Raw genomic sequence first — 21,933 nt, 5'->3', positions numbered from 1 at the left:
GATCTCACCTTTTTTGTAATGTAATTTCTGACATTCTTTTCGCAATTTAGTTTCTAATTGTACGATTTTATACAATTCGCCGTGCATAAGGAGTTTACTAACAGATTGGGTTTGCATACTATCAATTTTCGCAATGGTGATTTGAGATTGAAAATGACTTATCAGAAAAAATGGCAGAACAAAAAAAATGTTTCGCAAATGAGTCATAGATATTAGAAGATAGGTTAAAATAAGTTTAGGATAAATTGTAAGTAAATATATGTAGAATGTCGTTTTTATTTGCAGCTGTTAATCGTTAAATATTTTTATTTAGAGATTAAGAAGTTAAGCCATTTATAGTAGTTCCAAATACTTTTCATCAAAATTAGGGAGTGTTTAAAAATACAATTATTTCAAAAAATAATGTGCTGTTGTCATCACAAAATTGACCTCTTTTATATTTTAGAGGCGATTTTAAAATCGCCTCTAAAATAACAGTACACTTACTTAAAGCTTTGGTGAATAAAAAACACAGTGTACTATAGCAACTAATTTTCACCTTTTATCATTTCATATGATTACTGCTATGCATTATCCGATACAGTAGATTGATAAACGTTACTTCATAAACTCATTTAGAATAATTTCATTTATAATGAAGTATAGATAATATGCATAAAAGATTGCCCTTGAGTATAGCTAGGGCTACCAATACCCGTCCTTGTTTCACAATAAATAACATCTCCCACATTAAGCAACTTTACGTAAGTCCCACCTAATACAAAAAAATTCCCTACTTGACTAGTCCCGTTGAATGTCCATACCTGGCCACCTGCATAAATATAAAGTCCATAATTTGCACCACTAGTAGTATTTTCCAATTTTGCTCCTGCTACAATATGATAAATCCCCTTTTTGGAAACAGTGTAACTATTATTAGTCGAATTCCATGTGCCCGCCCCGGCAGTATCAATATTAACTGTTCCAAATACAACTCTGTTAGAAGCTCCACCTCCAGGTAGGGTGGTTGCAATACTGGTCGTCTGCTCAGCATTAAAAATATTATTTGGAGTTTTCAAAGTGTTAATAAAGTCATTACTGCTAATCTGCGAAACAACTCCAGAGCCATCAGAAAGCAACATATTTGAAGTCCCAAGTGTGGTTTGTATGGGTAACGAACGAAATCTAGCATTACCGTTTACATCCAATGTGTTAGTTGGTGTAGTTGTAGCAATACCTACATTACCACCTGCAGTCATTGTCACTCGCGAAGTGTTACTACTTACCAGGTTTAAATCATGTGATGTTATTGTTCCCATCCAGGCAGCACCTGCTCCAATATAAGATTTAAGGCTAACAGTCCCATTCGTATGATGGAAACCAAAACTATTATCTGGTGTAGTGATTGTTAGTTTAGTATCCGGTGAAGCTGTACCAATGCCCACCCTATTATTAGCAGCATCTACTGAAAATGTATTTCCGGCTACTGAAAAAGCATTGGGTTGAGTTGCTGTAAACGCTAAGGTATTAGCTCCCTGTGATACAACTCTGTTACTATTGAGTGTACCATTTGCTGTATAAATATTAACTGGAATTGCGCCTACAGTTCCTCCATCAGTAGCTCTCCATCCTGCACTGCTGTACACAAATTCCAGAGCTTTCGCATTTGGGATTGTAACCCCATTCAGCGTTGCACCAAAACCACCTGATGTATTGTTAAAAACAACAAGTCTTTGTCCGGAATTAGGTGCAGCCGGAGCCGAAATTGAAACTGTTCCCGTAGCAGCTCCTGTGAGCTGTACCTGACTTATATTAGCGGGAACAGTAACAGCATTACTGACAACATTAACTGTTGTTTCACGATTGGTAATAGCTCCGTTAACATCAAGTGTGGTACCTGGTGTTGTTGTATTAATTCCTACATTGCCGGTTTGCGCAAAAAAAGCTACACTTAGTAATGACAAACCAATTGAAAATAAATTTTTTGTGTTCATTTTTGAATATGTTTTTGTTAAGGGATAATTTAAATTTCTATTCAGTTCTTGTTTAAACGGCTTTGTACTTATTCCAACTTGTGCTAAATACAATCCGTAAAAAGGGATTAACAGGAAAAGGTAATATCTTACCTTTTTAATGGGTTCAATTTTTTTAAATAGCCCGAGAGCTATGATTTAGATATGCAATAAAATTATAAGAATTTCTCTCATCAATCCTTACTGCATTTATACTGCAAATCATAAAGAACTGATTTTCAAAACCATTCAGCACTAATATGGCTCGATTTGATTTTAATAATTAAATCTAAAACTTGTTTCCTGCGGGATTTACTGAAAGCAGAACGTCCTATTCAGCCAGAATAACTAAATGTTGCTTTCACTGATTTTGAGAAATATACAATACTGATGATTGGTCTGAAACTGAGCAATTTGACCTGTAAATCAGCATCATAATAATCGCAGTATAAAAGCAGTAATATTTTTTTGTTCTAATTGGATAAATTTGTACAGGAAATTAACAAGTCAGCTATTATCTCCAACCGTACAGATTCACTAGAGTTTAGCCATTTCCAAAAGATAGTCTAAATGTAGTAGATAATATTATTCTACAATTACAAAGATTTTTAATCTCTGCAATCTCTTGTACGGATCAACCTCCGATTCATTCTAAACCATATACTATGAAAAAAAATATTATACTTATTGCATTACTGTGTATAGTAAATTTAAAGGCACAAATTGGCATGAATACCACCACTCCTTCTTCCACTTTAGATATTACTGCGAAAATCCCTACCGGAAACTCTACTGAAGTTGATGGGTTATTAATTCCCAGAATAGACAGACAAAGAGCTCAGAGTATGACTCCAGTACCAATCTCTACACTTATCTACATAAATGATACTTCTACAGGAACACAAACAGGTTCTGCAATAAACATTGATTCTACAGGATATTATTATAATAATGGAAACTTTTGGGTGAAACTGACTCCCAACAGTTGGCTTATCAACGGCAATACAGACACAAATCCCGGAACTAGTTCTGTAGGATATGCTATTGACGGAAACTTTATTGGAAATTCAGATGCTAAAGACCTTACATTTGGAATTAACAATATCAAAAAAGGAGTTCTGGATACTCGTGGAAATCTTATTATAGGTGGTGCCCAAGATAATCCAGCAAGCGGAACAAAAAACATGATTTCCGGAGCTACTTCTGTTGATAACCTTATAGTAGGATCTAATAATACAAGCAATTCACGTAACGGTATCATACTCGGAACCGGCAATACTTCATCGGGTTCGTATTCTATTGCGCTAGGTAACAGCAATTCAGCATCTTCTAATTATGCCTTTGTGCAGGGGCTAACCAATACCGCAACTGCCCAGTTCGCACAAGCTTTAGGAGAACAGAATAATGCCTCTGGAATTCATTCATTAGCCTTGGGATTTACCAATGTAAGTTCTGGGATATATGCTAAAGCGTTAGGATCTTTTTTAACTGTACAAGCATTTAATGATACAGCAATTGGCCAGTATAATGCTTTTACCGCAGGAAACTCTTCATCATTTATAGCAACCGACCCAATTTTACAGGTAGGTATAGGGCAATCCTCAGCTACTGCTGAAAATGCTTTTACGATACTTAAAAATGGTAATACAGCCGTGGGATCACACACAACAAAGCCAGCAAGCACATTGGAAGTAAATGGTACAATTGCTGGTAAATTAATAGTAATCAGTGGCAATATACTTGATCTGAACAACACCAGTGCCTACTCTATTATTAACCCTTCAGGGAATGGAAATGTAACAATTAACTTACCAGCGGCAAATAGTTGTCCCGGGCGATTATACAGAATTATAAATCATGACTTCGGAAACGGAACCGTTACTTTCAGTACTGGAATTAAATATGCTAACATAACCACTACAAATTTAGACAATATGGACCTGGAAGGCAGTTCTGGAACAAATATTACCAAAGTAACAATTCAGAGTGATGGTACAAATTGGTGGATGATTGGGAATTAATTCCATATTAAACATTAATGAGAGAAAATACCAACTTTATAATATACTCATAATAATCTTAAACAACATACAAGTACAGTATTTTTTAATAAATTCTTTTCTTGGGACATATTTTAACAGCAACAATAGTTAAAATTAGTATTTTACAAATTTCCCCCCACTTCCTGGGAATGAAATGGTAGAGTTTATAATGTGAACCTATATTAATAATAATTAATTTTTTGATGGAAATTTGCTGATCATTACAATATTTTTCTTTAATACAAAAAAAAGTATTACAACCTAAATTTTGGTATTAATATTACCCAATAAAAAGAGCTGTGTAATTCTTTTTTATTGGGCCCAAACGAACCCAATCATCGATAAAAGTGTTGAAGATACACTCGTGAAGGGTCTCCAAAAGTCAAATGGCACTAACTGAAGACAGTTAGTGCCATGTTTATTAATAAGAATAAATTATTCTTAGGTGATAAAAACATAATCAAAGTTTACATTGAGGACTTCTCTGCCAAGACCTTTAATAGACCTGAATGGCAAAAATACCTAGCAACTCTACGGAGAATAAAAAAGAATACAACAGCTTCGCTATTACTATTCACAAAATGGGATAGGTTTAGCCGTAATGCTGGTGATGCGTACCAAATGATCAATCTGCTGCGCTCATTTAGCGTAGAGCCAGAAGCCATTGAACAGCCCCTTGATTTCGACATTCCAGAAAACAAGATAATGCTTGCATTTTATCTTGCTACTCCTGAAGTAGAAAATGATCGTAGATCACTGAATACTTTCTATGGAATGAGACGTGCTAAAAAAGAAGGCCGGTATATGGGGACAGCACCTTTAGGCTACTGCAATAAAATAACAGAAGATAATAAGAAATATATCGGTATACATGAAGTCAAAGGACCTTTATTAAAATGGGCTTTCGAACAAATTATTCTAAACAATTACAATACTGAACAAATATGGAAAATGCTCCGCTTTAAAACCGGTGGCAAATACAGATTCAGTAAAAATAATTTTTGGGTAGCTTTAAGAAACCCGTTGTATTGCGGAAAAATATTTATCCCGGCCCATAAAGATGAAAAAGCACATTTTGTTTGGGGACAGCATGAACCACTCATAACCGAAAGTATGTTCAATGAAGTTCAGCAAATACTTGATGGAAGGAAGAGAAAAATCAAACCCAAGGTAGTTTCAATTGACAACTTGCCTTTACGAGGATTCCTGAAATGTCATAAATGTGGTAAAATGCTCACCGGAAGTGCATCAAAAGGAAAAATGGGAGTCTATTACAATTATTATCATTTTTCAAGCTCATGTGGTGTTCGATTTAAAGCAGAAATTGCTAATGATGTTTTTCTCAAACAACTTAAATCCTTAATACCTAAAAAAGGAATGATTGATGTTTTTATAGAAGCATTCACTGAAGATTTTAAGGCACACACGAAAACTCAAAACGCAGAAAGAACAAATATATTAAATCAAATTGCAGAATTAAACAATCGTAAAAGGAAAGCTCTTATCCAAAAGATTGATCGTGATATTGAAGCTGATGAGTATATTTTTCAGAAAAATATACCACTGAAAAAATTGAACAATTAGAAGTAAGATTGAATAATTTATCTTCTGTAAACAACGAAATCAAAGATCTATTTAAGTCTGGGTTAAAAAAGATTGCAAATCTTGACATACGCTATCAGAACGGAAATACAGAAGAAAAGAGACGTATCATAAGTTCGATGTTCCCTGATTTTTTGGTTTTTGACGGAACACTACATCGAACTCTAGGAATGAATTCAGCAGTCGAACTTATCTATCAGGATACCAACAAATTAAATGGTAAAAAAATGGGACAAATCTATCTTTTTTAGATTTGTCCCAACAAGTGACCCGGCTGGGATTCGAACCCAGGACCCATACATTAAAAGTGTATTGCTCTACCAGCTGAGCTACCGAGTCGGTCACTTATTTTTTTAAGTAAATCCCTTTATTTAAGGGACTGCAAAGATAGAAAGTTTTTCTTTATTTACAATACTTTCCAGACATTTTATGAGCAAAACCCTGCTAACTTTTACAAAATCAGAGACAAAAATTTCATGCTCTATTGCAGATCAGATTATTTGAATTTTAAATATTACAAAATGAATAAGAAATATAATTCAAGTAAAAATGGATAAAGAAAAAAGGTAAAAACAACACCTGACATTTTGTAAAATTACATTTACAAAACATTCAAAATACTGATTCAATTACAATTAAATGATATTAAAAAATAAAAACAATCTAACTTTATTATTTAGCAATTATATTCATTCCAGCTTTTTGAATCAATGGAATAATAGCATCTTAAACTTAACCTCTGCTAAGTTATATATATCTTGTAGTTAGTTTTAATACACTTAAATGTACCAATAGAGATATATGAGGATTTATAGGCGATCATACCTTTAAAGTTATTTAATTATTTCTTACAGCATAACAACCAGTTTGCCTAGAATATCTTTTCAATTTTCCTATCTTTAAACTTTCAAGTAAGAATTTTTCTATGAGCAAGTCTTCTGATCCCAATGCAGAAATGATGAAACGCCTGCAGGAAATGCAGAAAGAACAGTTTATTATTTCTCGTTTAACAAAAGAGTTGTCTACCATTCTGGACCCAAAACAGCTTCAGCTTGTTTTAAATAAGTCTTTCAAAACAGAACTGGGATTTAATGATTTTATGGTTATAAAGGATTACAAACAAACTGTTGAAATTCTCAGCAGCTGGGTAGAAAATCAAAATTGTACTATAGATAATCAGCTTGATATGTATGTTAAAAGCTGTCTTGATTCTGCGGACCCCCTGCTTTTTGATCTGAAAGAACTGTCACCGCTTCCTTCTTGTTTTACCAAAGCTAAAAATTCGGGAATGCGAATGGTTATCGGGTTGGGTTTGCCTGCTGTCAGTGAAAGTAAAAGCGTAATTTTCCTTTTTTACAGAAATTTCATTTTGTCCAATGATATTCCGGAAAGAATTTTAAATGGTATTTCTACCCAGCTTTCAATTACCCTTCATAATATTGATGTTCAGGAACAGTTGATAGCACTTAAGGGAAATATTCAGAACTTCCCGAAAGAAGCCGGAGAAGAAAAGAAAAGCGGATACGGTTTTCAGGGAATTGTGGGAGAAAGTGAAGTGATGCAGCATATTTTCGAACAGATCTCACAGGTTGCTCCTTCGCAATCCAATGTAATCATCTTTGGAGAAACGGGCACAGGGAAAGAACTTATAGCACAGGCCATTCACGAACTTTCAGAATTTTCCGGGAAAAAGATGATCAGAATAAACTGTGCAGCCATTCCTGTCAATCTGATAGAATCTGAACTGTTCGGACATGAAAAAGGCAGCTTTACCGGTGCAACGGAACAGCGGAAAGGAAAATTTGAACAGGCACACAACAGTACTATCTTTCTGGATGAAATAGGTGAACTTCCCCTGGAATTACAAGCCAGGCTTCTAAGAGTTCTTCAGGAAAAAGAGATTGAAAGAATTGGTGGAAACAAAAGAATCAGAGTAAATGTACGGATCATTACAGCCACCAACAGAAACCTTGAAAAAGAAGTAGCGGAAGGACGGTTCAGAAGTGATCTTTTTTACAGACTTAATGTATTTCCTGTTCATCTTCCGGCATTACGGGAAAGAAAAGAAGATATTCCTTTGCTGGCAGACTATTTTCTTGAGAAACTATCCCTGAAAACAGGCAAAAAGATCAAAGGTTTTTCACAGAAAATAATAAAAATGATGATTGCCAATCCATGGCTTGGTAATATCCGTGAACTGGAAAATATGATTGAAAGAAGCATGCTGACTGCAAAAGGAGATATGATCAGGGAAATGGATCTTCCGAAAGTTATTAACTCTCAAAACACGGATCAGGATTTTCAGGTTAAAACGCTACGGGAATTTGAAAAGGAATATATTTTAAAAATAATCAAAAAATGTAACGGACGTATTTTCGGGGAAACAGGTGCTGCAAAGCTGCTGGGATTACCACCAACTACACTGATTTCCAAAATGGGGAAACTTGGAATAGAAAAAAAGCACTATTTCAAGGAATCTGAATAATCTTTATCTAATGTCATTTCAATTTTTCCGGAAGACAACGCCCAGAAAATCCAAAGCCCCAAAATGATCAGTAAGGAAACTGCAGGAAACCAAAACGACAGAATCAACGCAATAATATAGATAGGCAGCCCATATAAGTAATTATTACGGATCTGTTTTATAGCAGCATTGGTAATTCCGGGGCGTAAAAGCTTTTTATTACGGGTGGCCACAAACCACAATAGATTGTAGGCAAGATTGATCAGAACAAAAATACTGGTATAGATTGCCACGACAACGGAAGAAGCCTGACCGTCAAAATAACGGGCCAGCAAAGCTGTAGGATAAGAAACTGCCGAAACCAGAAAAAGGATCAGCCCATTGGCAAACATGATGGCAGAATTCCTGCTGTAAATCTGTTTGAAGATTTTATGATGATTCACCCACATAATGAAAATGCTGAAAAATGAAAGGATAAATGCCAAAAATGAAGGCCATTGATTACTCAGAAAAATCATCAAATCATTTCCACTCTTTATTGAATTTTCCTGGGGGAAGTGAAGGTCTAAAACTAAAAGAGTAACGGCTATTGCAAAAACAGCGTCGCTGAATCCTTCTATTCTAAGTGTTTCTTTTTCCATAATGATCTGATTATTTGTTCATTGATTATTATACGTAAAGGCGTAAATATTTTATCCTCAAACAATTTGAAGAGTGATTATTAATAAAATTAAAAGGAGATATTGGCTAAAGTCTTTCCCGGACTAGCTTTGCTCCCGATTATTTATACCCTTTGTCGATTCCTAATTTTTTCATTTTTGAGTATAAAGTCTGGGGCTGAACCTTCAACAGCTCTGCAGCGCCGCCTGGCCCGGAAACTTTTCCGTTGGAGTTCTGAAGCGCATTCATAATATGATCTCTTTCCATATCTTCCAATGACTTCAGCTGGTATGGTGTTTCAGAAGGTTTTTCAATGATCTTAGGCAGATCGAAGCTTTCTATTTCTGTGGTTTTTGTCAATAAAACACTTCTTTCAATAAGATGTTCCAGCTCACGGATATTTCCAGGCCAGTGGTAATTCAAAAGTTGTTCTAATGCCTTTTCGCTGATTGAAGTGATATTTCTTCTTGAAGCAGCAGCATATTTATTCAGGAAAAAATTGGCCAGCAATATGACATCTTCCTTTCTTTCTCTCAGCGGAGGCAGTTCAATAGGAAAAACATTCAAACGGTAATACAGATCCAGCCTGAATCTTCCTTCGGCCACTTCTTTTTCCAGGGAACGATTAGTAGCTGCAACAATTCTTACGTTTACTTTAATGGTATTATTTCCTCCCAGTCTTTCGATTTCCTTTTCCTGTAAAACTCTTAGCAATTTAACCTGCGAATCTAATGGCAGCTCACCTATTTCATCCAGAAATACCGTTCCTCCATTAGCCTGTTCAAATTTTCCGATTCTCAATGTATTGGCCCCTGTAAAGCTTCCTTTTTCATGACCAAAAAGCTCGGATTCAATAAGCGCATGAGGCAGTGCTGCACAATTTACTACAACAAGAGGATGAGTACTGCGATCTGAAAGCTCATGAACAGAATGGGCCACCTTTTCCTTTCCTGTTCCGCTTTCTCCTACCACCAAAACAGAAGTTTCTGTAGGGGCAACAACTTTTATTTTTTCAACAACATCCTGAAGCCCTTTACTTTTTCCGATAATTCCTTCAATCACTTCATTATTTCCAGTATCAACGCACAATTCACGGCCCCTTTCCATATCATAACGATATTTTGCTATATCAAGCATGACAATCATATCACGTTCACGGAACGGCTTTACCATAAATCCGTAGGGCTGTGTTTCTTTCACGGCTTCCAAGGTTGACTGATTGGTATTGGCTGAAATATAAAGAAAAGGCAGGTTGATTTCACGCAGTTCCCAGGCAAGATCAATTCCTGTAAGATTACCTTTTAAGATGATATCAAGTAGTACCCAATCAGGTTTGTTTTCTGCAATCAGTTTTCTGGCCTGAACCACTGAAGAAGCAATTCCTGTAATCTGATAACCGGCTTTCATCAGCATCAGTTTCAGATCATTGGCAACAATAAATTCATCTTCTACAATTAATATTTTTTCTTTCATTATAATCAGCTTTAGTTTGAAGGAGTAATTTCTATATTTTTTCTGAAGGTAATCATCACTTTTAATCCATCTTTATTTTCGAGATGGAATGTTCCATCCAGCTGATCGGTAAGCCCCCGCATCAGATTCATTCCCAAAGATTCCGTTTTCTCCATATCAAAATCTTCAGGAAGTCCTACTCCATTATCTGAAATAATCAATTCGCAAAGGTCCTCACCTTTATTTTTGAACGAAACAGTCACTTCACCTTTCTCATCCTCCGGAAAGGCATATTTTACGGTATTGTTAACCGCTTCATTGACAATCAGCCCCATGGGAACTGCCTGTGCAACATCAAGAAACACTTTGTCTGTATCCACCGTAAAGTTGATTTTCCTATCTGATGAATAACACTCTTTGATATAGGTAATCAGCTCATAAATGTACCATGACATATCAATCATTGAAAGATTATCAGACTGATAAAGCTTTTGATGGATAAGGGACATGGCGTGCATTCTGTGCTGGCTGTTCTGAATGGCCATCAGGGCATCTTCATTGTCAAGATAAGCTGACTGTGTGTTCAGCAGACTGATCACAATCTGCAGATTATTTTTTACCCTGTGATGGATTTCCTTTAAAAGCCATTCTTTTTCTGAAAGTAATTTCTTCAGCTGTTCATTCTGTTCATCAATCTGCTTACGTTTCAGTTCCAGGTTTTTATTTGCATTACTTTTTAATCTTGAGCGGTTATACAGCAAAGCAGCAAAAAGGATCAATGCCAGAATGCTCCCAATAAAGACATATCTGATAAAGGTATCATTAGCAATTTTAATATCCTGCAGTTTTGCTTTTTGTGTCAGCAACTGAATATTTTTATCCTTCTGCTCAGTCTCAAACTGAATTTTAAGACTGCCGATCTGCTTGCTTTTTTCACCATTAAAAACAGAATCAGAAAGCTTTTTGTACAGCTGGTAATGTTTTATGGCATCAATGTACTTTCCCTGTACGGAATCTGCTTTGAACCACATTAAATGATTTTCTGAACGAAGCATATCATTCCCGTTATTTTTGGTTATTGAATCGAAAAGTCTGGCTTCACGATACATTTTATCAAAATTCCGGGTCTGGTAATGATAAAAAACAAAACTTCGCAGCAATGAGGCCTGCTGATTATTTTTTTCCGCATTTTCACCGTAATAGGCTACCAATTTTTTGTAATATGCTTCAGCACTGCCAAACTGCTTTAAAATAGTATAGGTGCTGAACAGAATATAGTTTTCGGACATTTCAAAATCCTGGTCTACAATCGGGTACCGTTCCTTGTATTCTTCTATCATGGTTATGGCCTGCTTAAACTTTTTCTGTCTGATCAGCATCGTAGAAATATTATTGGCAACCGTTCTGATATAGGTATTATCTTTATTCTTTTTTGCAGTAGCCAGGGACTTTTCCCAGTATTTCATGGCGTCATCATTCTGACGAAGATAATAATATACCATTCCGATATTGCTGTAAATAGAGCACATCTGCAAAGAGTAATCATTTACATTTTCCGCTGTTTTTTCTGCAAGAAGGCCATAGCGGAGGGCTTCCTCATAGTCCGCCTTCTGAATTTCAACCTGGGAAATAAGATTGTATACACTCTGTAATTCTCTGAATTTCAACGATTGATAAACAGACAGGGATTGTTTGAGTAATCCCAGAGCCTTATCAGGGGTTTCTTTGATATAATAAAGCTCGCCAAGATCTTTTAAAACACCTGCCTGATTCAGCTTTGATCCTGAATTTGTAAAAAGTTCCAATGCTTTTTCTTTCAATTTAATTTTAGTATCAAAATATTCAGGTTTGTTGTCATACATATAGGATAATTCATTGTATGCTTCTCCGGACTGTTCCTTAAATTGATGGATTTCAAAATAAGAAAGAGCCTCTTTCATTCTGGAAAAGGCAATTTTTTTGTTTCCTCTTTCTTTATCTATTTTAGCATCCAGAAATATCAGTTTTCCTGCAGACATAGGATCTCCGGACTTCATATTCAGCGCTCTTGCCTGTCTGTTCAGAATAGCTGCACTGTCGAGATCAGCTTTAAATTCTCCTTTTTTAGTAATGTAATAATTGCTCAATCGCAGCAATAAAGTGATTTTCTGAGCATTATTTATTGAAGAGGAAATCTGTTTTCTCAACAGTGCAGGATTTTCTTTGGTCTGTGCTTCTGCTATGCATGAAAACATAAAAACCAATGAAAAACATACTATCTTTAGTAGATTTTTAGATAAAAAATACAGGCTGAAATTCATTTTTTAAAGGTAATCTATTATCCTGTAATCTACCACAGTCCTGTGCTAGTTTTTACGGTGGTAAAAATAACAGATTATCATTGCCAGCCCCGGTAGAATCAGTGTTACCAGCCCTAGCTGCTTTCCTGCATAAGCCCCTAAAAAACAGCCCACCAGAAATCCGAGTATGGTAATCAGCTGCTTTTTCAGGCTTGCCAATGCTTCAGGATTGTGAAAGCCGTTTGACAAAAGTGTTCCGAAATCCAGAGAGGCCTGGGTTACATTTCCTGTCATCATTGTAGTCGGACCATGAGTTTCTTTCGCATACAGTTTTCCGAAAGCATTCTGAAGCCCCATAGCAAAGACAGTAATCATAGCAACAGCATACATCACCACTTCCGAAAATATTCCGTAATAACTGAAAACTGCAACAATAGTTCCTGCTGAAAGAAGCAATGCTCCTTCCCAGAATAACAGTGTATAATGATTGATGACTTTCCCAGCAATCCTTCCTCCCGCCATAACAGCGAGAATAAATACCGGAAAAGTAAGCAGCTTTACCCATGCATGAATATCCGATCCCTTCACAAACTGATAGGCAAATACAATAAAGTTTCCTGTAACATGTGCAGAAAAAAGAGCATCTGCCGCTACAAAGGTTACTGTATCACAGTATCCGGCAATCATGGTTAACAATAAGGTAACAAAACCGATATTATGTTTTACTTCCATTTTTCTATTTTAAGTGTGAACGAAGCATCCAGGCCATTTTCTCATGTGTTTCAAGCAATCCGGTAATATAATCGCTTGTGCCTGAATCACGGAATTCAACAGCAAAGTTTTCAATATTTTCACGAAAATGAATGATGATACTTTCGTGGTCGGAAAGCAGTTCTCTGATATAAGTCAGACTGTCGTTCGATTCCAGGTGATGCTCAGACAAATGCGTTAAAGCAAGATATTCCCTTAAAGTAGCCGGCGCATAATGTCCCAATATTCTGATTCTTTCAGCCAGATCATCGATCATACCGTCCAGCTGTTCATACTGTGCTTCAAAAAACAAATGTTTGTTGTAAAAATCCGGACCTTCTACATTCCAGTGTGCCTTTTTTGTTTTGGTATACAATACAAATTCATCTGCTAAAGTTTTAACCAGTACTTCAGCAACTTTTGCTAAATTTTCGTTTTTAATTCCGATTGAAGTTTTCATTTTATAATATATTTAATAAGTAATAATCAAGTGAATATCTTCCTGCACCCAATGCAAGAATGAGTAACAGCGACAGCGTGTACATAAAAGGAACATCCCGCACTTCCAGTGAATCCTTTCTGTGAACCACAAAATATCCGATTGCCGTTACTCCTATAGTTGGTAATACCGCAAGTCTGGTTCCCAATCCTAAAATAATCAGAAACGGAACCACCAGATCAGCAAATGAAGCTGCCATAGCATTGAGTTTATCTGGTAATCCTAAAGGATTTGGTATCATTTCTCTTTGTCCGTTTTCCAGTCTGAATTTCTTTAAACCATGTACTCTGAACAGCTGAATAGCAAGGAGTGCCCGGAAAATCAGAAATGCAGTATTATTCATTGGTGAGCCTAAATCTGAGGAAAGGATCTGTTTTAAAATTTCCATAATTTTTACGTTTAAAAAGCAAAACAGGAACAACCTAAAGCTCCCCAGAATGCGTGGTAATTATTAACAGGCACATTGCTCATTCTTGCCTGGTTGTGATTATGATAGTGAATGTCACAGTTCCCTGTACAACTATGAATTTGGGAGGTTAATGTTGGTTTTACATACTTTTTATCATTTTTCTCAATTTCTTTCTGCAAATGTCCGCCGGCTGAATAATACCCATTATAAAGATTTGCAGGAGACCAATCCGGAAGTACGGGGATGGATGGCGGTGCATAGGATGAAAATATTCCTTTTGCATATACTATTTTTCCGTCTACAATGGTCATTTCCGCTTCAATATTTTTAATTTCTTCATCCTCAACACTAAAGTAATCTTCATTAAGAACTGCCAGATCAGCAAACATTCCTACTGCGATATCTCCTTTTTTCTTTTGCTCCTGAGAAAACCATGCACTGCCTTTTGTGTATAATTCCAAAGCTGTTGCCCTGTCCAATCTGGTTTCATGGTACAATTGAAGTCCGCCAACTGTTTTCCCTGCTGTTAACCAATACATAGAAACCCATGGATTATAGCTGCTTACTCTTGTGGCATCCGAGCCTCCACCTACAGGAACTGCCATTTCCAGCATTTTTTTTACGGGTGGTGTACTTTCTGCAGCAAAGGAACCATAACGATCTGCGAAATATTCTCCCTGGTAAGCCATCCTGCTCTGAATGGCTATTCCTCCGCCAAGCATTTTTACCCGTTCGATATTTTTTTCATCAATGGTTTCTGCATGATCAAAAATCCATGGAAGACCATTAAAGGGAATATCCAGGTTTACTTTTTCAAAAACATTTAAAAACCTGGTGATACTTTCATTATAGGTTGCGTGAAGTCTGAAAGGCCAGCGGTTTTCTACAAGTAAACGGACTACTTTTTCAAGATCAGCTTCCATATTTTCAGGCAGATCCGGTCTTGGCTGAAGAAAATCTTCAAAATCTGCAGCCGAAAATACCAGCATCTCTCCTGCCCCATTGTGACGGTACATGTCATCACCCTGATATAATTTTACGGTATTGATCCATTCACTGAAATCTTCAAATTCATGCTTAGGTTTCTGTGTAAACAGATTATAAGCAATCCTTACAGTAAGCTGTTTTTTTTCATTCAGTTCATTCACCACCTGATAGTCGTCCGGAAAATTCTGGAATCCTCCTCCTGCATCAATAACACTGGTAATTCCGAATCTGTTCAGTTCTTTCATAAAATGTCTGGTAGAATTCAGCTGATGTTCATAAGAAAGCTTTGGGCCCTTTGCCAATGTTGAATATAAAATCATGGCATTGGGTGTGGCAATAATCAGTCCCGTAGGTTCACCGTTAGTATCTCTTTCAATATGTCCTCCTGCCGGAGCCGGAGTGTCTTTGGTAAATCCTACCGCTTTCAAAGCTGCTCTGTTCATTAAAGCTCTGTCATATAAATGCAGGATAAAAACCGGTGTTTCAGGAGCTATGGCATTAATTTCCTCCAAAGTTGGCATCCTTCTTTCTGCAAACTGGAACTCTGTCCATCCTCTTACTACACGTACCCATTGCGGTGAAGGTGTACGATCTACCTGGTCTTTTAACATTCTGAGTGCATCGGCCAGTGAAGGAACACCATCCCATCTTAATTCCAGATTATAATTCAATCCGCCGCGAATCAAATGGATATGAGAATCATTAATCCCAGGTACCACTCTTTTCTTTTTAAGATCAATCAATTCTGTAGAATCATCTGCAAACTGATCTGCTAATCCGTCATTTCCAACTGCAATAATTTTCCCGTCTTTAATGGCTACTGCAGAAATTTCGGGTGTTTCTTTATTGAAAGTGTGTATTTTTCCGTTGTATACAATTAGATCTGCTTTCATCTTTGATTATTTACTGTTCAACTTTGAAATAGCATCCTGAATTCCTCCTCCTGCAACGGTAAAAAAAGATGGACCGGCCAGCAGAATCAGTTTTTTTAATTTCATTCTGTCAGATAAATGCAGGGTATTTAAATAAGACTGTGTACGATAAGCATCAAAAGCACCCAAAACCACATTTTCTGCCACTAAGGCTGTTGGAGAATCAATCCCGGCATCTTTGATATCGCTGGCAAATGATACGGTGTGTACCTGCAACTTTAGGGCTTCTCTCATCGCAACACTTCCTACCTCTTTCATAAGCTCAGCATTAAAAGAATTTCTGTTTCCCAATCCGATCAGCAGGAGTTTTCCAGAAGCAAGACTTCCTTTTGGAGGATTAATTAATAATGTTTCCAAAGCATGGCCTTTGAACTGTCCTTTTTTACGAACTTCTGTAATAACTCCTTGTAGTGCTTCATCCAGATGGACCATTCCGTTCAGTTCCTTAGGGAGCGCAGGCGGATTGAAAATATCTCCTTCGGTGTACTCGAAAACACAGGCGATCTGTAAATCTGCTTTGGCAGCAGAAGGTCCCTGTACCAGGCCTACCACAGAAATCCCGTCAACAATTCCCCATGTTTTTGAGGTTCCGACCACTGTTTTTTCTACGACAGCCTGTGCTGAAACGAAGTTTGTCCCCGCTGTTGTCAAAATCAATGCTGTAAAGATTGATTTTGACCAGTTGATGTATTTTGAAATTGAATTTTGCATAATAAATGATTTAGTAATGATTAAAATTTGAATCCCAGACGGACATTCCAGAAAACACCGCTTTTTGCATCCTGAATGATATCTTCAATAAAAGGACCTTTGTGGAAATACTGAAGTCCGCTCACCAAAGAAAAGTATTTGTTGAAACTATATGCTAAGCTTGTTAAATAAGCGGTTCCAACATACCTTTTATTTGAGCCGCTTCCCGGACGGTTTAATACTCCGCTAGGCCGGTAGACCCCATCATTCAGAGAGTATCGCCAGTTGAAGACAACATCCATCTGCATTTTGAGCTTAGAAGTCATATCCAGGGTCATATACGGATGAATATCAATTAAATTGACGGGCCCCACCTGCGGGCTGAAGCCAAAATATCCTCCTTTCGGATATAAAGGATTAAATGTATTGAGCTTTCCGTCGTTTTTTGAATGATCTCCTGATATATAATCGTTTCTCAGGTTGATGCTTGGACTGAATTTAAAGTTTTCAAAGAGGTATCCGATATCCACAGAGCCTGTCCAGGCGCTGATGTCTTCATTTCCAAAGCGTCCGAACTGGTAGGCAGCTTCCAGATTATATATAAATCCGCCGCCATATTTCCAGAGTCTTCCGCCGATGGTGTGGCGTTTTTCTTTTGCCATCCCCGCTTCGAAAGCCGACTCGTCCCTGCGGATTCCCAGGTAATATAAATCCAGGTTTCCGGCTTTAGGAATAATAATTTTGGAATAAAGCCCCCAAAGATTGAGCTGCTTAGAAATGAGATTATCAAAAACCCCGGTATTGACAGTATCTGCCATCATCGCAAAAGCATCTACAGAAAAACTTTTATAGGAATACATGATTTTAGCTCCTGTAAATGGCAACCTTGCATTCGGTCCCTCCCTTACAGAAATTAATCTTCCGGAACCATAGTCAAGCTCCTGTCTTCCAAGTCTGAATACCAGCTTCTGATCTTCTTTGTTCACTAAGCTGGCATCCACAAAGAGGTTCTGAATACTCAGCTGGTCTTCATCAATACCTCTTGAACCGTTTTTCCTTCCATTTTGCAAAGCACTTCTGATCTGTGAAAATATTCTGAAGTTTTTCCCGAAATGCCAGTCTGCATGAAGATCATAGCGCTGCAGAAAAAAGTCGTTATGTCCTATGTTAAGCCTTCCCCAATCTTCATTGTTGAAATCCACATATTCATACCTTGTTTCACCACCCAATGAGAGATAGATATTCTTCTTTTCATTGAGAGGAAGATATTTAATTTTATCATAAAAGCTTTTTGTGGAATCTTTCAGGTATTCATAATTTTCATCATACCGCAGAAGTTTAAAACTCTGAGATGAGAAAGTTTCAGAAAATAAAAGAACTGTTATGATAAAAGCTTTTAAAAGCAGTATTGAAGGTGCAGATTTCAACATTGAAAGAGGTATATAGGTTTTAGTGATTCAGCATATGATGGGCATAGTGGATACCCAATCCGTAAGAAGCACCATATTTTTTCATCAGATCAGTTACAGGACCATATGTTTCCTGGCGTGCCCAGTCTCTCTGAAGTTCCAGGATATACTGAATTGAAGTCATAGGCTTTACTCCTGAATGGATCATTCTCTGGATGGCTCTTTCGTGAGCTTCGTCACTTACATCTCCGCAAGCATCAGTGATTACGTAAACATCATAGTTTTCCTCGAGAGCAGACAGTGCTGGGCCTACAATGCACACCCCTGTCCATAATCCTGCGAAAACCAGCTTCTGTTTCTGTGTTCCTACGATTGCTTTATATGCAGCTTCATCTTCCCAGGTATTCATTGTTGTTCTGTCGATATAGCCTGATGTTGCCATAGGGTATGCTTCCTCAATTTCCGGGAAAACAGGACCTGAAAAACTTTGTTCAGCAACGGTTGTAACGATGGTTGGAACATTGAATATTTTAGAAGCTCCACAGATTACCGCAACATTATTACGCAGCTCATTCATAGAGATACTTTTGGTTGCAAATGCCATTTGTCCTTCAAAGTCGATCAATACCAGCGCGTGATTTTCAGGAGAAGGTAATTTTGATGATGGTTTCATAAAGTTATTTAGATGTTATTTTAGTTTAAATTTTATTGCGTAAGAAATTTCAATAATTCTTCATTGAATTTGTCTTTTTCTTCTAGGAACAATGCATGTCCGCTGTTTTCAAAAGGAATAAGCTTAGATCCTTTTATAGCTTTGTTCATTTGCTCTGCCAGAGCGTAAGCCACTATTCTGTCCTGTTTTGCCTGCATGATAAGGGTCGGAATCTTGATTTTCGGTAAATCTCCACGAAGATCTTCGTCTCTTAAAGCAATTAACGCCTGCTCCATTGCATAAGCAGATGACTGCATTTCGATCCCTCCCAACCAGGTACCTACACCAGGTGAAACAGAAGTTGCAGATAAAACGAATCTTTCACCTATCGTATTCAATAATCCCGGTCTGTCTACGCTTACAAGGTCTATCCATTTGGTAATGTCTTCTTTGGTAAATAACGGATAAGGATAATCAGGTTTTTTAGTATGAACAGGTGCAGCAGCAGCGAATAATGCCAATTTACTGATATGAGCACTATTGTATTTCGCCACATAATGCAAAGCAATTGCACCGCCCATAGAATGTCCACCCAACGTAGCATCTTTGATATCTAATTTGTCTAAAACAGTTTTGATATCAGAGGCAAACTGATCATAATCATATTTCCCATACGGTTTGTCCGACTGTCCGAATCCTCTCAGAGTGATTCCTATAACACGATAACCCGCTTTGATTAAAGGAAGATATTGGTACTCCCAGGAAGCATCACTTACCGGATAACCGTGAATTAAAACAACTGGTTTTCCTTCTCCAAGGTCGGAAACATGAAGTCTTACATTAGGTTCCACTTCGATATATTCTGCTCTGCCTTTTGTAGATTTCGCCGTATTTTGTGCGTTCATATTAGTAAAGAATACCGTTGGCAATAACACGGCAGCACCAAGAATTAATTTTAGTTTCATAACGATGATATTTAATGGTTGATTTTTGACAGATTTATTTTAAACATGTCAAGGTGGTAATAAAGTATTGAATCAGCTGCCTTCCTTAAAAAGGGTTTCTATTTAAAAAGAAGACAGCAGATTCAAAAAAAGGAATTATCTTTTTAGTAAATATTTATGCTGTCCTTCCAACACGAGTTCAGATTTTTGATTATAGACTGTTACTTTTGTAGTAACTATACCTTTGTCTCCCTGTGGTGTTAAATCGGTAATTTCTAACGAAGAATACATAGTATCTCCTGAATGTACCTCCTTCAAAAAATTGCATGATAATTCTAAAAAAGCAATGAAAACATTTCCGAAATAGTGAGGCAAAAGAGTTGCTCCTGGTGCGGTAAAAGCCAATACCTGCAAACCGTGAACTACGGGAGCTTCGTGGCCGTATCTTTTTGCGTATTCCACATCATAATGAATCGGATGATTATCACAGGAGACCGTTTGAAAAGCTGAAGCATGTGCATCAGTAAGAGTTCTGCTTGGTGCTCTGAACACTTCACCTACTTTCAGTTCGTCGAACGTACGAGCCGGAACAATAGAAAAATCTTCAGGATTGAATGGCGATTCGTAAGTTTTTGAGTTTTCCATATTTTTGGATTTGAATTGAGTGATGATTATTCAGCAATAAATTCCAAAAGATCTTTATTGATTGTCTCATGCTCTGTAGTCGGCATACCATGTGGAAAACCCGTATAAGTGATCAGCTTTCCGTTCTTCAATAATTTAATTGATTTTAATGCTGCATTTGCAATAGGAACAATTTGGTCATCTTCACCATGCAACACCAAAACAGGAATAGCAACAGCTTTTAAATCTTCGGTTAAATCTGTTTCTGAAAAGGCTTTGATACCGTCATAATGGGCAACAATTCCTCCCATCAATCCCTGTCTCCACCAGTTTCTCTGTACTCCTTCTTTTACGTTTGCTCCTTCTCTGTTATAACCATAGAAAGGGAAAGTCAGATCAAAATAAAACTGATTTCTGTTGTTCAGAGTCTGTTCTCTGATATTATCGAAAACTTCCATAGGAACACCATCAGGATTGTTCTCACTCTGAACCATTACCGGAGGAATGGCACTGATCAGAACCGCTTTTTTAGCCCTTCCATTAGAATATTTGTTGACATAACGGATCACCTCACCACCGCCTGTTGAGTGTCCAATGTGTACAACATCTTTTAAATCAAGAAATTCTACCAGTTCAGCGGCATCAGAAGCATATTGTTCAATAGTATGGTTGTAGATATTCTGGCTGGAACGGCCGTGACCTCTTCTGTCGTGGGCAATCACTCTATAACCTTTCTGTAAGAAGAAAATAACCTGCGCATCCCAGTCATCAGATGATAAAGGCCATCCGTGGTGAAACATCAGTACAGGTCCCTGCCCCTGATCTTTGTAAAAAATTTCTGTTCCGTCTTTTAATGTTAATGTACTCATTGTTGTATATTTTTTTGAATTAAACTTATGAGCATAATGCCAAAAAGTAACCCAAAATAACAAACAACCTGATTTACAATACATTATTTAAACAATCACAATAAAATAAACTACGAAATATCGTATTTTTATGATTACACTATTCAATTTTATATAAAAATTGCCTTTTTATTTAATCTTATTTTGTTAAAGTTCTCCAATATACCTGAGAATATTACTGAATAGTATAATCTTTGGCATCCACTTCTTACAATCTGAAGTAACCCAAAGGTGCATTGGCAGAATTGGTTGAGTTACTAATATTTCCATTAACAGAAGTAGGAGTCGTAGAAAACGGACCGCTGTCAGAGCCGGAAGCATTCAGTAGTTTGCGGAAATAATCATAATATCTTTTAGAAACTGCAATCAGCTTAATATTTACAACATCTCCTGCAGCCAGGTCTTTTGCCGTAACAACCACTTCATCCAAATGATGTCCTTTTTGCTGCATAACAAATGGCTCGGCAAATTTAAAAGCTCCTTCTGTCAGCTCAATCTCTCTGGTGATACTTTCAAATCCTACTGAACTAAGTATTAGGTAATATTTTCCATATGCTATGCCTTCAAATTTGAAATACCCCTCGTATACCTTTATAAGATAAACAACCGATAGCAGATTCATTTTAAATCATTTATCAT

General features: G+C 36.9%; 18 protein-coding genes and 1 tRNA gene. 3 read left to right on the top strand and 16 right to left on the bottom strand.

Annotated features, from left to right (window positions below):
- Positions 1–629: 629 nt before the first annotated feature.
- A complete protein-coding gene (locus KIK00_RS01785; RefSeq protein ID WP_255814863.1) occupies positions 630–1,973 on the bottom strand; it encodes a hypothetical protein in 1,344 nt (447 codons plus the stop codon).
- Positions 1,974–2,656: 683 nt separating this feature from the next.
- On the opposite strand from KIK00_RS01785, the gene KIK00_RS01780 reads away from it, so the two are divergent.
- Complete coding sequence (locus KIK00_RS01780) at positions 2,657–4,012, top strand: hypothetical protein (protein WP_255814862.1); 1,356 nt, start codon at positions 2,657–2,659, stop codon at positions 4,010–4,012.
- A gap of 435 nt (positions 4,013–4,447) precedes the next feature.
- Positions 4,448–5,617, top strand: coding sequence for a recombinase family protein (locus KIK00_RS01775; protein WP_255814861.1), 1,170 nt, complete (start codon positions 4,448–4,450; stop codon positions 5,615–5,617).
- A 284-nt stretch (positions 5,618–5,901) separates the two neighbouring features.
- Here the strand turns inward: KIK00_RS01775 and KIK00_RS01770 are convergent.
- Positions 5,902–5,974: transfer RNA gene (locus tag KIK00_RS01770), tRNA-Lys, on the bottom strand.
- A gap of 586 nt (positions 5,975–6,560) precedes the next feature.
- On the opposite strand from KIK00_RS01770, the gene KIK00_RS01765 reads away from it, so the two are divergent.
- On the top strand, positions 6,561–8,120 hold the full coding sequence (locus KIK00_RS01765) for a sigma-54-dependent Fis family transcriptional regulator (RefSeq protein WP_255814860.1): 1,560 nt from the start codon (positions 6,561–6,563) through the stop codon (positions 8,118–8,120).
- Here KIK00_RS01765 and KIK00_RS01760 read toward each other — a convergent pair.
- From KIK00_RS01760 to KIK00_RS01695, 14 genes are all read right to left on the bottom strand, one after another.
- The gene (locus tag KIK00_RS01760; protein ID WP_255814859.1) at positions 8,099–8,740 is read right to left on the bottom strand and encodes a TMEM175 family protein; all 642 of its coding nucleotides are present in this window, start codon (positions 8,738–8,740) and stop codon (positions 8,099–8,101) included. The genes KIK00_RS01765 and KIK00_RS01760 overlap by 22 nt on opposite strands.
- 139 nt (positions 8,741–8,879) lie before the next feature.
- Entirely contained in the window at positions 8,880–10,232 is a 1,353-nt protein-coding gene (locus KIK00_RS01755; RefSeq protein WP_255814858.1) for a sigma-54 dependent transcriptional regulator, read from the bottom strand.
- A gap of 11 nt (positions 10,233–10,243) precedes the next feature.
- Positions 10,244–12,445: a histidine kinase dimerization/phosphoacceptor domain -containing protein gene (locus tag KIK00_RS01750; protein WP_255814857.1), complete on the bottom strand. Its 2,202-nt coding sequence runs from the start codon at positions 12,443–12,445 to the stop codon at positions 10,244–10,246.
- Positions 12,446–12,556: 111 nt separating this feature from the next.
- Positions 12,557–13,222: a YoaK family protein gene (locus KIK00_RS01745; RefSeq protein WP_255814856.1), complete on the bottom strand. Its 666-nt coding sequence runs from the start codon at positions 13,220–13,222 to the stop codon at positions 12,557–12,559.
- 4 nt (positions 13,223–13,226) lie between these two features.
- Positions 13,227–13,700, bottom strand: coding sequence for a Dps family protein (locus KIK00_RS01740; protein WP_255814855.1), 474 nt, complete (start codon positions 13,698–13,700; stop codon positions 13,227–13,229).
- A 1-nt stretch (position 13,701) separates the two neighbouring features.
- Positions 13,702–14,127, bottom strand: coding sequence for a DoxX family protein (locus tag KIK00_RS01735; protein WP_255814854.1), 426 nt, complete (start codon positions 14,125–14,127; stop codon positions 13,702–13,704).
- A gap of 11 nt (positions 14,128–14,138) precedes the next feature.
- Entirely contained in the window at positions 14,139–16,028 is a 1,890-nt protein-coding gene (locus KIK00_RS01730) for an amidohydrolase (protein ID WP_255814853.1), read from the bottom strand.
- A gap of 6 nt (positions 16,029–16,034) precedes the next feature.
- Positions 16,035–16,778: a M17 family peptidase N-terminal domain-containing protein gene (locus KIK00_RS01725; RefSeq protein WP_255814852.1), complete on the bottom strand. Its 744-nt coding sequence runs from the start codon at positions 16,776–16,778 to the stop codon at positions 16,035–16,037.
- Between the two features lie 20 nt (positions 16,779–16,798).
- Positions 16,799–18,187 carry an alginate export family protein gene (locus tag KIK00_RS01720; RefSeq protein WP_255814851.1) on the bottom strand — a complete coding sequence of 463 codons (1,389 nt, stop codon included), beginning with the start codon at positions 18,185–18,187 and terminating at the stop codon, positions 16,799–16,801.
- A gap of 19 nt (positions 18,188–18,206) precedes the next feature.
- The gene (locus KIK00_RS01715) at positions 18,207–18,839 is read right to left on the bottom strand and encodes a hydrolase (protein WP_255814850.1); all 633 of its coding nucleotides are present in this window, start codon (positions 18,837–18,839) and stop codon (positions 18,207–18,209) included.
- 32 nt (positions 18,840–18,871) lie between these two features.
- Positions 18,872–19,783, bottom strand: a complete 912-nt coding sequence (locus tag KIK00_RS01710) for an alpha/beta fold hydrolase (protein ID WP_255814849.1) — start codon at positions 19,781–19,783, stop codon at positions 18,872–18,874.
- Between the two features lie 135 nt (positions 19,784–19,918).
- Positions 19,919–20,407 carry a MaoC family dehydratase gene (locus KIK00_RS01705; RefSeq protein WP_255814848.1) on the bottom strand — a complete coding sequence of 163 codons (489 nt, stop codon included), beginning with the start codon at positions 20,405–20,407 and terminating at the stop codon, positions 19,919–19,921.
- A gap of 26 nt (positions 20,408–20,433) precedes the next feature.
- Complete coding sequence (locus tag KIK00_RS01700) at positions 20,434–21,255, bottom strand: alpha/beta fold hydrolase (RefSeq protein ID WP_255814847.1); 822 nt, start codon at positions 21,253–21,255, stop codon at positions 20,434–20,436.
- 247 nt (positions 21,256–21,502) lie between these two features.
- Complete coding sequence (locus KIK00_RS01695; protein WP_255814846.1) at positions 21,503–21,916, bottom strand: carboxypeptidase-like regulatory domain-containing protein; 414 nt, start codon at positions 21,914–21,916, stop codon at positions 21,503–21,505.
- Positions 21,917–21,933: the final 17 nt, after the last annotated feature.

The organism is Chryseobacterium sp. MA9 (genome assembly GCF_024399315.1).
GTDB lineage: Bacteria > Bacteroidota > Bacteroidia > Flavobacteriales > Weeksellaceae > Chryseobacterium.
This window is presented reverse-complemented; position numbering and strand designations above follow the sequence as displayed.

Bases quoted from the DNA above. Each gene is read 5' to 3' on its own strand.
- KIK00_RS01705 (WP_255814848.1), bottom strand. From the start codon at position 20,407: ATGGAAAACTCAAAAACTTACGAATCGCCATTCAATCCTGAAGATTTT.
- KIK00_RS01715 (WP_255814850.1), bottom strand. From the start codon at position 18,839: ATGAAACCATCATCAAAATTACCTTCTCCTGAAAATCACGCGCTGGTA.
- KIK00_RS01730 (WP_255814853.1), bottom strand. From the start codon at position 16,028: ATGAAAGCAGATCTAATTGTATACAACGGAAAAATACACACTTTCAAT.
- KIK00_RS01710 (WP_255814849.1), bottom strand. From the start codon at position 19,783: ATGAAACTAAAATTAATTCTTGGTGCTGCCGTGTTATTGCCAACGGTA.
- KIK00_RS01700 (WP_255814847.1), bottom strand. From the start codon at position 21,255: ATGAGTACATTAACATTAAAAGACGGAACAGAAATTTTTTACAAAGAT.
- KIK00_RS01740 (WP_255814855.1), bottom strand. From the start codon at position 13,700: ATGAAAACTTCAATCGGAATTAAAAACGAAAATTTAGCAAAAGTTGCT.
- KIK00_RS01785 (WP_255814863.1), bottom strand. From the start codon at position 1,973: ATGAACACAAAAAATTTATTTTCAATTGGTTTGTCATTACTAAGTGTA.
- KIK00_RS01750 (WP_255814857.1), bottom strand. From the start codon at position 12,445: ATGTTTTCATGCATAGCAGAAGCACAGACCAAAGAAAATCCTGCACTG.
- KIK00_RS01725 (WP_255814852.1), bottom strand. From the start codon at position 16,778: ATGCAAAATTCAATTTCAAAATACATCAACTGGTCAAAATCAATCTTT.
- KIK00_RS01720 (WP_255814851.1), bottom strand. From the start codon at position 18,187: ATGTTGAAATCTGCACCTTCAATACTGCTTTTAAAAGCTTTTATCATA.
- KIK00_RS01745 (WP_255814856.1), bottom strand. From the start codon at position 13,222: ATGGAAGTAAAACATAATATCGGTTTTGTTACCTTATTGTTAACCATG.
- KIK00_RS01765 (WP_255814860.1), top strand. From the start codon at position 6,561: ATGAGCAAGTCTTCTGATCCCAATGCAGAAATGATGAAACGCCTGCAG.
- KIK00_RS01735 (WP_255814854.1), bottom strand. From the start codon at position 14,127: ATGGAAATTTTAAAACAGATCCTTTCCTCAGATTTAGGCTCACCAATG.
- KIK00_RS01780 (WP_255814862.1), top strand. From the start codon at position 2,657: ATGAAAAAAAATATTATACTTATTGCATTACTGTGTATAGTAAATTTA.
- KIK00_RS01755 (WP_255814858.1), bottom strand. From the start codon at position 10,232: ATGAAAGAAAAAATATTAATTGTAGAAGATGAATTTATTGTTGCCAAT.
- KIK00_RS01775 (WP_255814861.1), top strand. From the start codon at position 4,448: ATGTTTATTAATAAGAATAAATTATTCTTAGGTGATAAAAACATAATC.
- KIK00_RS01695 (WP_255814846.1), bottom strand. From the start codon at position 21,916: ATGAATCTGCTATCGGTTGTTTATCTTATAAAGGTATACGAGGGGTAT.
- KIK00_RS01760 (WP_255814859.1), bottom strand. From the start codon at position 8,740: ATGGAAAAAGAAACACTTAGAATAGAAGGATTCAGCGACGCTGTTTTT.